Here is a 15391-nt window from a genome sequence, read left to right as displayed (position 1 = left end):
ACCGGCTGCGTCTACGGCACCCTCGACCCGGTCCGCCAGGTCACCATCGAGAAGCGGACCCGCCCGCAGGGCGCGGCCGACAGGTTCACCTTCGACCAGACCGGCCCGACGATCGACGGCAACCTGCCCGCGACCTCGACGCTGGGCGACCGCGACACCAAGACCTACGAGATCGCCGGTGACGCGAGCTTCACCGAGCGCGCCAGCACCGGCTGGGCACTGACCGACCTCGCCTGCACCGGTGACACCAGCGGCGTGCGGATCGACAAGGACAACGCCCGCTTCGACGTCGGCGCCGTCGGCGGCGACGTGCACTGCACCTACACCAACGCCCAGGGCGGCGCGATCGTCGAGAAGCGTGACGCCGACGGCAACGCGCTCCTGGGCGGTGCGACCTTCCGCTTCGACAAGACCACCGGCCCCGGCGGCTCCGGCGGTGCCGCCCCGGCGATCGTCGTCACCGACAACCAGGCCCCCGACGTCGACCCGACCGCGGGCCGGGTCGAGGTGCGCGGCCTGATCCCCGGCACCTGGACCGTCACCGAGACCCAGGCACCCCAGGGCTACCAGATCGACAACCCGAACCCGGTCGCCTTCACGGTGAGCGCGGACGACACGACGCCGGTCACGGTGCCGGCCTTCACCGACACCCGCAAGCTCGCGGAGCTCCTCCTCCTCAAGCGCGACTCCGGAACGTCCGCTCGACTGCCCGGCGCCGTCTTCGCTCTGTACGTCGATCCGAACGGCGACGGGGAGCACACGGCCGACGAGCCCGCGGTCGGGTCGTCGCGGACGACCGACGCCCGCGGTGAGGTCCGGTGGAGCGGCCTCGGCCGTGGCACCTACGTCGCGGTCGAGCTGAGCGCGCCTCGGGGATACCTGCTGCCCAAGGACGTGTCCCACCCGGTCACGATCACGCTGGCCGACCTCGGCACCACGCTCACCATCGAGGTGAGGAACAAGCAGGTCCCGGGCGAGACCGGCGGCGTCGACGAGGAGAAGGGCGGCGGGTCCTCCGGCGCCCTTCCCGACACCGGCTCGCCGGCCGTCGCGGTGCCGCTGTCGCTCGCCGCGCTGGGAATGCTCCTCCTCGGCGGCTGGCTCCTGGCCGTTCGCAGCCGCGTGCGCCGCGATCCTTCCTAACGATGGGTGCCGGCCGGGGCAGCACGACGATCGACGTGGTGCGCCGTGCCCGGGCTGGCGAGACGGATCGCCACGAGCCTTGCCGTGACGGTCAGGTTGGCGGTGTAGTGGTAGCCACCGCCGGGGTACGTGACTCGCCGTGCACACGTGACGAGGTTGAGCACCCGCCTGCCGCTCTTCGACCAGATCCGCTCCGGAAGGCTTCCCGACCGGGCGGTGTACTGCTTGCGCGTGACGCGAAAGATCTTCTGCACCGAACCGGACGACCAGGTGATCCGGTCTCCCCTGCGCAAGCGGCGCAGGCCGCCGAGGGCGCCGGGAGCATCAGCCTCGTCGCTCACGTGCCCGACGAGGATGCTCGAGCCGCGGGACGCCGCGAAGGGGACCGAGCCGCGCCACCAGCCGACCACCCCGGCGTTCTGGGGCACGGCGATCGCCCCGCCGGAGCTGCCGACGACGCGCACCGGGATCTCGCGGCCCCGGGAACCTGGGAGGACGAGCTTCGAGGAGCCCAGCGGCGCCCGAGCGAGGACGGTGACCGCCGGACCTGCGCCGGCCCGGGCCGTGGCGGCCGTGGCGGCTGGCGGGAGCAGGATCCCGGCCAGGCTCACGGCCACCACGACGACAGCGCACCTGCGTCGTCTCCTGCAGTCCGGGCGCATCATCGAGGCAGGCGCAGGTCGCTGGTCAGGAACTCAGTCCGCGCCGGGCGAAGCCGCTCGTCCCGGTCGGGATGGTCGGCCGCGTCGGGGACGTGACCATCGCGGTCTGCGAGCGCTTTCCGGGCGCGTGGGTGACGGCCTTGTGCAGCCGGTCCTCGGCGATCGAACCGCCGTAGGAGTAGCAGCCGACCTTCGTGAGCCTCTTCGACCTCGGCGTCCGGTAGACGCCGTCCTCGGGGACCCTGATGGCACCGCGGCCGACGATCTTGGCCTTGCTCCAGCTGAGCCCACGGCAGGAGCCGTTCTTGGGCTTCACCGGGCCGTAGAGCGCCCAACGCACCGTGACCTCATCCCCCTGGGGGACCCCGGTGACCTTCACCCTGTCGAACAGCCGGTCGCCGACCGATACGGAACGATCCGAGACGACGGTCGACATCGCCAGCGACGCCTTCGACGGGACCTTGTCACGCACCTCGATCGAGGCGACCTCGAACGACTCCTCCGTGGAGCAGTTGAACGAGGAGAGCTCGTACCGCTCGCCTCCCGCGTTGGACACGACCACGTCGTTCACGGTCACGAAGTCGCCCGTCATCCGCACGGACACGGTGCCCGCGCGGTCCAGCACGACCGAGGGAAACACCGGGGTGGCACGGAGCCTCAGGAGTACCGGCGTCGCGGGGTCCGGCACAGGTGTGGCCGGCAGCTCGAAACCGGCGGCCGTCATCGGGTCGGAATCCGCCCCCTGGACCCGATCGATCGTCGCATCGACGGTTCCCGTGAGCGTGTCGTAGCCCGCGCTCTTGATCCGCTGGGACACCACCGGCGGAAGCGTCAGGACGAGCGCGACGCCGGGAGTGACCCGGTCCCCCGCGTAGATCGCGTCCGGCAGCGTGATCGTTGCGTCGACCGCCACCTCGAAGGGGTTGCCCGAGTTGACCTCCGCCACCGTGCAGAAGACCGAGAACGACTCCGTGAACGCACGTGCCGACGCGCTCGGCGTCGCTACGACGGCCGTCGTTCCTGCCACGGCCAGCGCTGCGACCCCCGCGACGGCCGTCCGCACGGCCCTGCCCAAGTACCTGCTCATCTGAAGCAACTCTCCCTCGTATCGTCCCGCCCGAGACGCGGCGCCTGGCCACCGGCTTGCTCTTGAGGTGACACCACCCACCGGGGGCGCTTACGTCACCTCCGCCGGCGCCCCCGGTGCAGCATGGATGGTCAGCGGCGATCCGTACGCCGTCGCGCGACGACCAGGCCGGTGCCGGCGGCGAAGCACAGGAGGCCTACGAGGAGCGCCCACAGCGCCGGGCCACCGGTGTTGGGGAGCCATCCACCGCCTTCGGTCTTGCCCCCGACGGTGCCCGGCCCGTCACCCACACCGTGATACCAGGACTGATCCGTGGCCTCACCGGCCGCGACGCCGTCAGCCGGGTCCGCGGAGGTCGCGGTCGCGGTGTTCTCGTACCGGCCCTCGATCGCGGTCGTCCGTGCGGTGCAGGAGAGCGTGTCTCCCGGCCGCAGGCCGCCTTCGGGCGTCTGCGGGCACCGGACCGCCACCGTGCCATCGGTCCCGTCGTCCGCGACGCTCACGTCGCCGACGGGGTAGTTGCCGGTGTTGGTCACCTCATAGGTCCACGAGACCTTCGAACCGGTGGTGACCTTCAGTCCGGGCGCCTTGACCTGGTGGGTGTCGTTGACCAGCTTGACCAGCTCAAGGCCGGCCGTGACGCCGAAGTACCACGACGTCGCACGGTTCGAGGTCACCGGCTCACCACCGAGATCGGTGGCCGTGGCCGAGGCCGTGTTCTCGTACTGACCCTTGATCGCCGTCCCCGACGCCGTGCACTCCACGGTGGCGCCGGCCGCGATCCGCTCGGGGCACGTGACCTCCGGCGCGGTCTCGTCCGACCCGGCGTCAGTGACCTCCAGGCCCGTCACCGGCGCATTGCCGTTGTTGGTCACCTCGTAGGTCCAGGTCACGGGCGAACCGGCGCCGACCAGGGCGCCGACAGCGCCGAAGTCGTCGGGCGTAGCGGTGTAGGCCCGGCCGTTGGTCTTCTTGACCAGGGTCAGACCGGTCGTCTTGCCGAAGTAGTACGACGTGTCCTCATTGCTGGTCACCGACGTCAGGCCGACCACGGGCGCACCGTGGTCGTCGACCGGCTTCCCGGTCGCCTGGGCGGTGTTGGAGTACTGCCCGGCGATGGCCGAGGCACCCGCCGTGCAGGTCATCGTGCGCCCCGGGAGGAGCCCACCGTCCGGGGTCTGGCACGCCGGTGCGGGCGTAGTGCCGTCGGAACCCCGGTCCTTCACCACGACCTCGGTGAGCGGGCTGTTGCCGTCGTTGGTGACCTCGTAGGTCCAGGTCACCGCCGAGCCGACCGCGACGGCCGCGCCCGGCGCCGCCGGGTAGTGGGTGCCGTTGGTCTTCTTCACCAACGAGAGCTCGGCTCGAACTGCCCGATAGCCGAACCGCACCCCACCGACCTGGTCCTTCCTGGCCACGGCGACGAGGCCGGAGTCGTTGTCCAGCGGCGGCGTCCGGTCGTAGGTCTGGACCGAGCCGCCGCCGAGGGCGGTGCTCACACTGGGCTGGTCGACCACGACGTGATAGCCGCCGGAGTGCAGCTGGTCGAACGTGTACGTGCCATCAGCAGCCGTGACGGTCGTGTCGACCTGGACGTCGTCGGCGTCGTAGAGCGCCACGTCGACCCCGCCGATCCCACCCTCGGCACCGTTCACGGTGCCGTCGGCGTCCAGGTCGTTCCACACGCGCCCCGACAGCGAGCTTCCCACTACGTCGACCACCGCCGGGCGACCGTCGCCGAAGGTGAAGTCGAGCGTCTTGCCCGTCACGGTGTTCGCGTACGAGTCACCGATCCGCTGACCGTCCACCTCGAGCTCCACCGCGAGCGATCCGACACCGGCATCGCCCGCCGCGAACTCGTCGATCTCGACCAGGAGTGCAGTGATGCCGGAGACGGTCGACAGATCCACACCCGCCGCGTCGACCCACGTCGTACTCGCCGCCGGTGCCGCCGAGACCGTGCCCGGCGCATCAGTCGTGTAGTACAACATGCCATCACCGGCTGCAGCCCCACCCAACGTCGCACTCCGCAACTGGGCAGTACCGTGGAACGCCGTACCCCGGGGGTCACCGTTGTAGGGCAGCACGTCCACGAAGCTGCTCCGCCCCTGGCTCGTGTTCTGGTAGTTGATCCAGGTGCTCTTCCAGGAGACGACGTCGTCGCCCACCTCGATGTCCGGCCCGACCGTGCTGACCTTCTGCTTCGTCGTCACGTTCGCCTGCTGGACCGCCACGGTACGCGTGGCCGTCGGCCCGTCGATGCCGTTCACCACCAGCTGCGCAGAGTTCGTCAGAGCCCCGTTGGACGGCGCCACGATGCTCGTCTGCGCGGTGTAGGTGATCGGCGGGAGCTCATCATCCGAGGTGACCGGACCCACGTGCGTGAAGGTCGCCACGATCCTGCCGTTGACCGTGGTCTGACTGACGGTCCACGCCGGATCGAGCCCTGAGGTGTCGATCGAGATGATCTCCGCAGGGAGCGTGTCGACGACCTTCAACGGGTTCACCGTCACGCTCTCGGGACCGCCGGGGACCGAGAACATGTAGGGCGTGATCGTGTAGGCGATCGTGTCGCCCGAGAGGTACGCGTTCTTGTTCGTGGACTTGTAGATCTGGAGCAGGTAGGGGGCGACGTACACCACCTGGCTCACGCCCGTACTGGCTTCCTTCGAGGTCCACTGCGCGGTGTCCGGCACGGCCTCGCCCGTCCCGGCGACGATGCGGAACGGCAGCGCGACCTCGAACCACAGGTCGCTCCCGGTAGCACCTTCGCCGTAGACCGGCCCACCGGTGTAGGCGATCCGGATGCCGCGAACCGCCGCGGGTCCACCTGCGTCAGCGACGGTGTCGTACCAGGTGTTCGCGGTTCCCGGGGAGCTGGTGCTCGCTCCGTCGGTGTACTGCACCCGGTAGCTCGACGGCGGGAGCTCAGTGGGCCCCGGCGCACTCCCGTCGTAGGCCCCTCCGACGTAGTAGCCGTGGTCCGAGATCAGCCGCTGCTTGGCCGGGTCCCAGAAGTCGTAGGCCACCAGGTCGGTGCTTCCCGTACCCGTGCCGTCTTCGTGCGTCGTGCCGTGGAAGAACATCCGGCTCACCACGACCGAGTGGGGAGCGACATAGCTCAGGCTGACGTTCTGGTAGGCCGATGGGTTCGACGCCGGATCGATGCCGTAGACCGGGTGGTCCGGATCCTGGGCAACCCAGATCTCCTTCTCCCTCGCGATCGGCAGGCCGCCGCCACCACCACCCGTCGTCGGCTTCACGTAGCTGGTGGTCGCCACGTTGTTGTTCGGGTTGACGTCGTTCGCGCCGATTCCCCAGTCGCCGACAGCGCTGACCTGGTTGCGGAGATAGAGGGGCCGCTCGCCGTTGTTGGGCACCTCCGAGGCAGGAATCCAGACCTTCACCAGGATCCCGTAACCCCAGACCTCCGCCAGCGACAGAGGTGTGGGCCCACTGATCGTGACCGTCGAACCGCTGACACTGACGGTGTCGCCCGCCGGCAGGTTGGGCCCCGACACCTCGGTGTCGAGCGTGACTCCCGAAGGTGTCGGCGCCAGTACGTCCTCGAACGAGATGGGCAGCGTGAGCTTCGTGTCCGCCGCGCCCACCCGGTTCTCCGGCTGCTTGATGTTCACCCAGAACACGGAGGAGAAGGCGTCGACCTCACCGGCACCGAAGTCGTGCTTGCCCGCCGCACCGTTCGAGGAGGCGGTCTTCAGGAGATCACTGCGGTCCTCGGAGCGCACCGTGATCGCGGGCGCGGTCACACCGCGGGACCCGGCCGCGTCGGTGACGGTCAGCGTCGGGGTGTAGGTGCTGCCGTTGGCACAGCTGCCGTTCACGGTCGCGGTCAACGTCCGGAAGCTGATGCCGGTGGCGGAGGCGTCCTTCGTCGAGACCCTCGCTGTGAGCGTCTTGGTGCCATCCGGGTTGGTCACGATCTCGTAGGTGCTGGAGTAGTACGAGTTGTCGGTGTCCAACGTGCCGAAGGTGCCCGCGTCCCAGGTCCAGCACGCCGGGATCGTCTGCGAGAGGATGCCGTCCTTCAGGTCGTTGGCGGTGATCGCCCACTCGAAGCCGACCCGGTCGTTGACCGCCACCACGTTGTTGCTGGAACCGTCATCGACGGAGTTCGGCGTCGCCGTACCGTCGAACAGCGTCTTGATGACGGGATTGTTGACCGTCCCCGAAGGTGGGCCTGCGACGGCCGGCGCGACCACCGCGCTCATTGCTCCGAGCGCCAGCACCAAGACGAGGCCGACCGGCCAGGTCCGCTTCGCCGCGCGCCGCGCGCGGACCAGGACGTCACGCAGAGCACACGTGAAGACAGACATTCTCATGGGATTCCCTAGTCCTTCGTTCAGCCATGGCCAACGCCAGCGGTTTGGCGCGGTGGATCCGAAGATGGGGACCGGGATGAGGCGAGTCGCTTACGCCGCCGCATTCCGCGATCAGTCATTCGTGGGCAGATCAGTACGGGCGATCCGCACACCGATCCGCCCTCTCGCGCTGCAGAACGCGCATCCACCGCGGCGGCGTTGTCCCTACACTCGGACGATGGGAGGCGCCGCGGCCGAGCACGGTCCAGTCACGGTTCAGCAGCTGGCGGCAGCGCCCCCGCTCCGCGGTGCCGAGCTGGTCGGTGGTATCGACGGGCAGGGCAACCAGGTGACGTCGGTGCGCCTGGCGCCCTCGACCCGTGACGGCGGCGACGACTTCGCCGGCGCCGTGGTGCTCATGGACGGCGAGCAGCTCGCCCGCGACACCTACCTGGTCGACTTCACCCTGCGCTGGATGCACGACCTGCAGGGCGGCGCGTTGGTCGTGGTGTCCGCGCGGAACGCCATCAGCCTGGCCAGCTGCCGCCTGGCCGACAAGCTCGGGGTCCCGCTGCTCACCGTGGACGGCGACCTGCTGCAGCTCGCCGACGGGCTGCGGGAGATCGTGCACGCCCCGGACCGGGTGATGTCCGCGCTCGTCATCGACGGTGTCCACCGGCTCTCCCGGGTCTCACCGGCCCAGGGGCTCCCCGGGCTCCTCGAAGCCCTCGGTGAGACGCTCGGGGCCGATGCGACGCTGATCGGGGCCGAGGGCAGTCTCGTCGCGGGAGCGCCGCTGGCGACCCCGGTCGAGGACCGGGACCGGCTGCCGGTCCCGATGGGGCGGCACCACCACGATCGGTACCGGCTGGTCCATCCGATCACGCTCGCCAGCGGCGAGGCACCGTCGTTCTGGCTGGTCGTCGAGACCGCGGCGCCGACGACGGTGTGGACCGGTGCGGCGGGGATGCTCGCGCACGTGGCCAGCCAGCACGTGGCGATGCGCCTCGTCTCGCACCGGCTAGAGCTGGAGCGCGACGCACGCTTCCGGCTCGGCGTCCTCAACGCGGTCATGGCGTCGAGCGACCACCCCGAGCCTGCGCTGGTCCAGCAGCTGGCCACCCTCGGTTGGGCGACGGAGGGCTGGTGCAGCGCCGTGCACATCCGGGTCGGGGCGTCGGAGTCCGCGCGGGTCCTCGCGCTCACCGACGAGCTCTTCCAGGAGCTGGACCGGCTCGACCTGACCGGGCCCGTCATCGAGCGCCCCGACGGGTGGACGACGTGGCTCACGACGCCGACCGAGCCCACCGCCGCCGTCCAGACGGCCACCGTCCAGCGGCTGCGCGGCGCCCTGCGCGAGTTCGGGAACGGGCACGCCACGCTCCGCCTCCATGCGGGCATCGGCCGGCCCTATCCCGGCGTCGCCGGGCTGAAGCGGAGCCTCGACGAGGCCCGGCAGGCGGCCACGCTCGTCGCGGCCGGCGGTACCCGGGTGGGGCTGCAGCACATCGACGAGTTCGGGGTGCAGCGGATCCTCTTCGGCTGGTACACCTCCGACGACTTCGGCGAGTTCGCGCGCACCCTGCTGCACCCGGTGCAGTCGATCGATCGCGACGAGGACCTGATCCGGACGCTCGAGGTCTTCCTCGACAACGAGTCGTCGCCGACCGTGACCGCGGCGATCCTCGGCGTCCACCGCAACACCGTGATCAAGCGCGTCGCCCGCATCCGCTCGGCCATGTCCGTCGACCTCGACGAGCCGGACCAGCGGCTCGCCGTCCAGCTCGCCTGTCGCGTGGTCAACCTGCGCCACTGACCGAGAGGTACGACGGGGAACGGCGAGCCGGCAAGGGGCAGGTCGCCCACCCCGCGGGCTCGCCCGTGTGAACGACGACCACAGACGGACGCCCCGCCGCGGTGGTGGAGTCGGGTCGCCAGCCGTACCCGACGAAAGGGACCGATCGAGATGCCGCGTGCCCTCGCGCTCGTGGGAGCGACCGGAGCGATGGGCCGCCTGGTCCAGGAGATCGTGGCGCTCGACCCGGCGTACGAGATCGTGGCCGGGCTCGACTCCCGGTCCTCGCTCGACGCGCTCCGGGGCGTGGACCTGGTCGTCGACGTCACCCTCCTCGACGTGAGTCGCCGGGTCGTCGACCGCTGCCTGGAGGAGGACCTCCCGGTGCTCGTCGGCACGTCCGGCTGGACGGCGCCCCTGATCGACGACCTGCGCCGGCGCATCGCCGACCAGGGCCGCGGCACGGTCGCCGTCGTCCCCAACTTCTCGATCGGGTCCGTGGTGGGCAGCGTCCTGTCCCGGGTGGCGGCCACGGTCCTCCCGGACGTCGAGCTGGTCGAGATCCACCCGCGGAGCAAGCCCGACTCGCCCTCCGGTACGGCGATCCACACCGCCCACCTGATCAGCGGCGCACGCACGTCCCGAGCCGAGCCCGCTCACGCCGATCAGCCGGCGCGCGGGGTGCATGTCGGCGGCGTCCAGGTCCACAGCCTGCGCCTCGGCGGCGTCCACGGCGTCCAGCAGGCGATCTTCAGCGGGACCGAGGAGGTCCTGACGATCAGCCACGAGACCTACTCGTCGCAGGCCTACGCGCCGGGGATCCGGCTCGCGCTCGATGCCCTGCCGCACCGGCCCGGGCTGTCGGTCGGGCTCGCCGAGCTGGTGGACCTCGGCGTCGTCTCCGAGCTTTCGGGCCGCGCCTAGGAAGGGTCGCCGGTACGCTCCCCCCGGGGGTGCCGATGACGAGGATCATGCACGAGCTGACGAGCGCGGACATCGGTGACCTGGCGCTGGGCGCGACCCTGCTGGGCGCCGGCGGCGGAGGCGACGTCCGCGTCGCGTCCCTCATGCTGCAGCACACGATCGAGCAACGCGGCCCGGTCCGGATCGTCCGTGCCGAGGACCTCGATCCCGAGGCCTACGTGCTGCCCGTGGCCAACATGGGCGCCCCGACGGTCTTCGCCGAGAAGCTCCCCACCAGCACCGAGTACGTCGCCGCGGTCACCGAGCTCGCCCACTTCCTCCGGGTCGAGCCCGCGGCCGTGATGCCGCTCGAGGTCGGCGGCCACAACACCCTGCTCCCTTTCGTCGTGGCGGCCGAGCTGGGGCTCCCCGTCGTCGACGCCGACGGCATGCGGCGGGCCCTTCCCCAGCTGGAGATGACCACCTTCGGGCTGCACGGCATCCCCGCCGCCCCGCTCAGCGTGGCCGACGAGCACGGCAACGCGATCATCATCCGCAGCGCCGACAACGAGCTCACCGAGCGCCTGGCCCGCGGCACGATCATGCTGATGGGGATCTCGAACGCGATCTCCTGCTACGCGATGACGGCACGCCAGGTCGGTGCGGCCGCCATCCAGGGGTCGATCGCCTACTGCTGCGAGCTCGGCCGGCGCTGGCGCGCGGTCATGGAGTCGCGGGAGGACGCCTGGGCCCGGTTCGCCGAGTACTCCGGCGCCCAGCTGCTGTTCGCCGGCAAGGTCGTCGACATCGACTGGCGCACGACCGACCGGTTCGCCCGCGGGACCGTCGTCATCGAGCACCTCGTGGAGCCGGACCGCACGATGCGGGTCGAGGTCCAGAACGAGCTCCTCATCGCGATCGAGGACGGCCGTCCGCTCCTGACGCCGCCCGACCTGCTCTGCGCCGTCGACCACGACCACGCGACGCCGGTCGCGACGCACGACCTCGCGTACGGCGAGCGCATCGACCTGTTCGCCCTGCCCGCCGCCCCCGAGTGGCGGCGGGCGGGCTATCTCGACCTCGTCGGCCCCCGGGCCTTCGGGTACGACGTCCCCTACGTCCCGCGCTGAGCCGCCCCGCGGCCGGCGTTCAGGCGCCGGTGGTGACCACGATCTTGCCGGCCTGGGCGTTCGACTCCATGTAGCGGTAGGCGTCGAGTGCGTCGGCGAAGCCGAAGACCCGGTCGACCCGCGGCCGCAGCGATCCGCCGGCGACCGCCTTGCTGATCAGCTCGACGCCGCGCCGGCGCTGGTCGGGGATGCCGATGTGGTTGAACAGCGAGTACGGGTGGAAGACCGCGCCGGCCCGGCACATCGCCGCCACCGGGATCACCGGCTGCTCGTCGCTGAGCGTCCCGTAGCCGAACACGGTCGCGCCGGGCGCGAGGTCGTCGACGTACCGGCTCAGGGAGTCGCCCGCGATCGGGTCGAAGGCGGCGTCGATGCCTCTCCCCCCGCTGACCTCGGCGATCGCCGCCGAGAGGTCGTCGTCGCCCACCACCACGGCGGTCGCCCCCGACGCGCGCAGCAGGTCCGCCTTCGCCGCTGAGCGGGTCGTGGCGACGGTGGCGATCTCCAGCTCGCGGCACAGCTGGAGGGCACCCAGGCCGGCCGAGCTCGCCGCCGCGGTCACCAGGACGACATCGCCCCGGCCGAGGTCGCGCACCTCCTTGAACGCCATGTACGGCGTGAGGTACTGCATCCAGACCGCGCAGGCGTGCACGTCGTCCAGGTCGCCGGGCACGGGCACCACGTAGTCGGCCGGGAACACCGCGCTGGTGCCCTGCACGCCGTCCTGGGTGAAGAAGGGGATGGTCGCCACGCGGTCACCGACCGCGAGCTCGGACACGTCGGCGCCCACCTCGGTGACGATGCCGCTCGCCTCCGAGCCGATCCGCGCGGGGAACTCCGGGATCGTGTAGTGCTCGCCGTGCAGGTACATCAGGTCCGCCCGGTTGAGCGCGAACGCCGCCACGTCGAGCCGGACGTCGCGCGGGCCGAGCGGGCGGTCCTCGAACGCGCCGGACTGGAGCACCTCGGGGCCGCCGAAGCGCTCGAAGAAGATCGCCTGGTGGGTCATCGCGGGTCCTCCGTGAGCACGGGCGCGAGGGGCTCGATCGTGAACGGCTCGTCCGGTCCGGGGCTCTGGTAGCCGAGGCGCGACGACACCGTCCAGCCCTGCACCTTCGCCGCATCGGCGAGCATCTCGGCGTACCGCAGCGGGGCCACGGTCGCGTCGATGATCGGGACGCCGACCTCGGCCTGCAGCCTGCGGTAGAAGCCGAACTCGATGGTGCAGCCGAGCACGACGACGTCGGCCCCGTCCTGCTCGACGGCGGCGATCGCCTCCTCGCGGATCCGCTTCTCGGTGACCTCGGGGTCGACCTGGAACTCGGTGACGCCCAGGCCCAGCTCGCGGAACGACGCGAGGTTGCGCTCCGCGCCGTACCGGTGGACGTTCTCCTCCATCTCGGGGATCCACTTGCGCCGCCCGACGAGGATCGAGAAGCGCTCACCCACCGACTGGGCGAGGCGGATGCAGGCCTCGGCGGGCGCGGTCACCGGCATCCGGTTCGTGACCTCCTTGGCCGCGCGGACGAAGGGGTCGTAGAAGCACCCGATCACCGCAGCGTCGTAGCCCTGCTGCTCGGCCCAGACGATCGCCCGGATCGAGGGCTCCGCGACGCACAGCTCGAAGGCGTTGTACTCCAGGTGCACGGGTCCGCGGCCCGCCAGCGACGCGACGTCGAGGCGGGTGTCGGGACGGGCCTCGGCGCGCAGGGACTCGCCGATCGCCACGTCGTACGCCGGGGTCATGGCCGGGTTCAGCCAGAGAATTCGACTCATTCGCTCTACTCCTCTTGGGTCAGGTGGTGCAGGGGATGTCCGGGTGCGACGGGAGGGTCAGCGCCGGCGGGCGCGCGACGAGGCATCGATGCCGACGGCCAGCAGGATGACGGCGCCCAGGATGATGCGCTGGTAGATGGGGTCGACGCCGTTGAGGTTGAAGCCGTTGTTCATCATCGCGATGAACAACGCACCGGCGGCGCTGCGCCAGACGGCGCCCGCGCCGCCCGCGATCGACGTACCGCCGACCACGACCGCGGCGAGCGCGCCGAAGACGAAGCTGAAGTCGTCGGTCGCCTGGGCACTCATGCTCTGCGAGGCGTTGACCATCCCCGCGAAGGCCGCGGCGGCCGCGGTGAGGACGAAGGTCGACGCGACGATGACTCCGGTCCGCACGCCCGAGAGGCGCGCGGCCTCGGTGTTCGCGCCCGTCGCGTAGACGTGTCGGCCGTAGCGGGTGGTCTGCAGCAGGATCCAGAACAGCGCGGTCACGAGCAGCGCCATCCAGCTGGCCGTGGTCAGGCCGAGGACCTTGGTGCCGGAGAAGTCGATGAAGCCGGGGTCCGACGGCGTCAGGATCGCCTGGTTGCTCACGAGGTAGCCGAGCCCCGCGATGATGTACGACGACGCGAGCGTGCTGATGAAGGAGTTCACCCGGCACACCACGATCAGGAAGGCGTTGAACCCGCCCGCGACCACGCCGGCCAGCACCCCGGCGAGGACCGCCAGCAGGATCGAGTGGGTCTGGCTCTCGACCTGGAGCCCGACCAGGGGCGCGGTGATGTAGACCGCCGAGAGGCTCACGTCGAACTGGCCGGCGATCAGGATCAGGGTGAGCGGGGCTGCCACGATCAGGATGGGCGCCTGCTGGTCCAGCAGGTTCACCAGGTTCATCGAGGTCAGGAAGCCCGGCGTGGTGAGCGCCAGGACGACGAACAGGAGCCCGACCGCCCACAGGATCCCGAAGCGCGTGGCCCGGTCGGCCAGCGCCTTCGCCTGCGGGCGGGCGACCGGTGGTGACTGCGTGGCGCTGTCAGTCGACATAGTGATGTCCTTTGGTTGTCTGCCCGAAGGCGAGGTGGGCGATGCTGCTCTCGTTGATGTCGTCGCCGGTGAGCTCGCCGAGGACGCGGCCCTGGCGCATGACGATGACGCGGTGGGCGAGGCCGATGACCTCCTCCATCTCGGAGGAGACCAGCAGGACCGCGCTCCCCCGGGCCGCCTCCGCGGCGATGAGGTCGTAGATCTGCCGCTTGGCGGCGACGTCGACACCGCGGGTCGGCTCGTCCGCGATCAGCAGGCGCGGCTTCCCGAGCAGGGCCCGGGCGAACAGCACCTTCTGCTGGTTGCCGCCCGACAGCAGGCTGGCCGGCGCCTCGGGGGAAGGCGTCTTGACCCCCACGTCCTCCATCGCGCCGGCCGCGGCCCGGACGACCTGCTTCGCCCGCACCAGACCGGCCCGGGTGAAGCGGCGCAGGTGCGGCAGGGAGACGTTGGCGACGAGCGGGAAGTCGAGGAAGAGGCCCTCCGTCTTGCGCGACTCGGGGATCAGCGCGACTCCCCCCGCGATGGACGCGCGGGGACTGCCCGTGCGGCTGACCTTCCCGTCGACCTCCACGGTGCCGGCGGTCGGCGTGTCGAGGCCGTAGATCGCCCGCAGCACCTCGGTCCGGCCCGAGCCGACCAGCCCGGTGATGACCACGATCTCACCGGGCCGGACCTCGAAGCCGACGTCCTCGAAGACACCGCTGCGGGTCAGGCCGGTGACCTTCAGCGCCGGCGCCGGGACCTCGTCGGCCGCCGTCCGGGCCTCCGGGACGATCCGCTTGGGCGGGAAGGCCGCGTCGAGGGTGCGGCCGACCATCGCCGCGATCAGGCTCGCCGGCGTGAAGGACGACGCGGCTCCGTCCGCGACGACCCGGCCGTCGCGCAGCACGGTCACCTGGTCGCTGATGCCGAGCACCTCCTCGAGGAAGTGCGATACGAACACGATCGTCGTGCCCGCGCGGCGCAGCCCGTCGAAGATCCGCATCAGGGCCTCGGCCTCGTGGGTGGCGAGGCGTGCGGTCGGCTCGTCCATGACGATCACGTCGGCCCGGCGGGCGAGGGCCCGGAGGATCTCGACCTTCTGCTGGTCGGCGATGGTCAGCTGGTCCACCGTGGCGTCGCCGTCGACGTCGATGCCGGTCTCCGCGACGAGTGCCTCGAAGCGGCGCCGGAGGGCCGCCGTACGGACGAACGGGCCGGTGGTGACCTCGGAGCCGAGGAAGACGTTCTCGATCACCGACCGGGTGCCGACCAACGCGATCTCCTGGGCGACGATCGTGATGCCCAGGGCCAGCGCCTCCCGCGGGGAGGCGGGGTCGACGCTGGTGCCGTCGAGCCGGACGACGCCGGTGTCGGCCTGGTGCACCCCCGCGAGGATCTTGCCCAGCGTCGACTTGCCCGCGCCGTTCTCACCGACGAGGGCGTGGATCGTCCCGGGCCGGACGTCGAGGTCGACGTCGACCAGGGCCGCGTTGCCCTCGAAGGACTTCCCGACGCCACGGACGCTGATGGTCGGCGCAGGCATC

At 71.0% G+C, this 15391-nt stretch carries 11 protein-coding genes; 4 read left to right on the top strand and 7 right to left on the bottom strand.

Features of this window, described 5'->3' with window-relative positions; translation table 11 throughout:
* The coding region (locus CCO04_RS05240; protein WP_215813064.1) for a collagen binding domain-containing protein at positions 1-1143 on the top strand (1143 nt) is incomplete at its 5' end.
* On the opposite strand, the gene CCO04_RS05235 is transcribed toward CCO04_RS05240, so the two are convergent.
* The 3 genes from CCO04_RS05235 to CCO04_RS05225 all read right to left on the bottom strand — a co-directional run bounded on the left by CCO04_RS05235 (position 1140) and on the right by CCO04_RS05225 (position 7235).
* A complete protein-coding gene (locus CCO04_RS05235; RefSeq protein ID WP_215813063.1) occupies positions 1140-1763 on the bottom strand; it encodes a class F sortase in 624 nt (207 codons plus the stop codon). The two genes, CCO04_RS05240 and CCO04_RS05235, sit on opposite strands and share 4 nt — an antisense overlap.
* Before the next feature lie 67 nt (positions 1764-1830).
* Complete coding sequence (locus tag CCO04_RS05230; RefSeq protein ID WP_308281134.1) at positions 1831-2892, bottom strand: DUF6801 domain-containing protein; 1062 nt, start codon at positions 2890-2892, stop codon at positions 1831-1833.
* Between the two features lie 131 nt (positions 2893-3023).
* Positions 3024-7235, bottom strand: coding sequence for an SdrD B-like domain-containing protein (locus tag CCO04_RS05225; RefSeq protein WP_215813061.1), 4212 nt, complete (start codon positions 7233-7235; stop codon positions 3024-3026).
* A 217-nt stretch (positions 7236-7452) separates the two neighbouring features.
* Here CCO04_RS05225 and CCO04_RS05220 point away from each other — a divergent pair, with 217 nt between their 5' ends.
* The 3 genes from CCO04_RS05220 (at position 7453) to CCO04_RS05210 (ending at position 11042) form a co-directional block, all read left to right on the top strand.
* Positions 7453-9030, top strand: coding sequence for a CdaR family transcriptional regulator (locus tag CCO04_RS05220; RefSeq protein ID WP_215813060.1), 1578 nt, complete (start codon positions 7453-7455; stop codon positions 9028-9030).
* Between the two features lie 171 nt (positions 9031-9201).
* On the top strand, positions 9202-9933 hold the full coding sequence (locus CCO04_RS05215; protein ID WP_215813059.1) for a 4-hydroxy-tetrahydrodipicolinate reductase: 732 nt from the start codon (positions 9202-9204) through the stop codon (positions 9931-9933).
* Positions 9934-9980: 47 nt separating this feature from the next.
* Positions 9981-11042, top strand: coding sequence for a DUF917 domain-containing protein (locus CCO04_RS05210; protein WP_215813058.1), 1062 nt, complete (start codon positions 9981-9983; stop codon positions 11040-11042).
* 19 nt (positions 11043-11061) lie between these two features.
* Here CCO04_RS05210 and CCO04_RS05205 read toward each other — a convergent pair whose 3' ends face one another.
* The 4 genes from CCO04_RS05205 to CCO04_RS05190 are packed head-to-tail and all read right to left on the bottom strand — an operon-like array spanning position 11062 to position 15390.
* Positions 11062-12051 (bottom strand): zinc-dependent alcohol dehydrogenase family protein, encoded by a 990-nt coding sequence (locus tag CCO04_RS05205; RefSeq protein ID WP_215813057.1) that lies wholly within the window; start codon positions 12049-12051, stop codon positions 11062-11064.
* Positions 12048-12818, bottom strand: coding sequence for an aspartate/glutamate racemase family protein (locus tag CCO04_RS05200; protein WP_215813056.1), 771 nt, complete (start codon positions 12816-12818; stop codon positions 12048-12050). The genes CCO04_RS05205 and CCO04_RS05200 overlap by 4 nt, the downstream gene beginning before the upstream one ends.
* A 57-nt stretch (positions 12819-12875) precedes the next feature.
* Positions 12876-13862, bottom strand: a complete 987-nt coding sequence (locus tag CCO04_RS05195) for an ABC transporter permease (protein ID WP_215813055.1) — start codon at positions 13860-13862, stop codon at positions 12876-12878.
* Positions 13852-15390: a sugar ABC transporter ATP-binding protein gene (locus CCO04_RS05190; protein WP_215813054.1), complete on the bottom strand. Its 1539-nt coding sequence runs from the start codon at positions 15388-15390 to the stop codon at positions 13852-13854. Before CCO04_RS05190 ends, CCO04_RS05195 begins: the two co-directional genes overlap by 11 nt.
* Between the last annotated feature and the right edge of the window lies 1 nt (position 15391).

It is taken from the genome of Pimelobacter sp. 30-1 (assembly GCF_018831735.1).
Lineage (GTDB): Bacteria > Actinomycetota > Actinomycetes > Propionibacteriales > Nocardioidaceae > Nocardioides.
The sequence above is the reverse complement of the archived record's forward strand: the minus strand, read 5'-3'. Positions and strand labels throughout refer to the sequence as shown.

What these genes read in the sequence shown, in the direction of transcription:
- CCO04_RS05220 (WP_215813060.1), top strand. Translation starts at nt 7,453, where the DNA reads ATGGGAGGCGCCGCGGCCGAGCACGGTCCAGTCACGGTTCAGCAGCTG.
- CCO04_RS05225 (WP_215813061.1), bottom strand. Translation starts at nt 7,235, where the DNA reads ATGAGAATGTCTGTCTTCACGTGTGCTCTGCGTGACGTCCTGGTCCGC.
- CCO04_RS05205 (WP_215813057.1), bottom strand. Translation starts at nt 12,051, where the DNA reads ATGACCCACCAGGCGATCTTCTTCGAGCGCTTCGGCGGCCCCGAGGTG.
- CCO04_RS05200 (WP_215813056.1), bottom strand. Translation starts at nt 12,818, where the DNA reads ATGAGTCGAATTCTCTGGCTGAACCCGGCCATGACCCCGGCGTACGAC.
- CCO04_RS05210 (WP_215813058.1), top strand. Translation starts at nt 9,981, where the DNA reads ATGCACGAGCTGACGAGCGCGGACATCGGTGACCTGGCGCTGGGCGCG.
- CCO04_RS05190 (WP_215813054.1), bottom strand. Translation starts at nt 15,390, where the DNA reads ATGCCTGCGCCGACCATCAGCGTCCGTGGCGTCGGGAAGTCCTTCGAG.
- CCO04_RS05230 (WP_308281134.1), bottom strand. Translation starts at nt 2,892, where the DNA reads ATGAGCAGGTACTTGGGCAGGGCCGTGCGGACGGCCGTCGCGGGGGTC.
- CCO04_RS05195 (WP_215813055.1), bottom strand. Translation starts at nt 13,862, where the DNA reads ATGTCGACTGACAGCGCCACGCAGTCACCACCGGTCGCCCGCCCGCAG.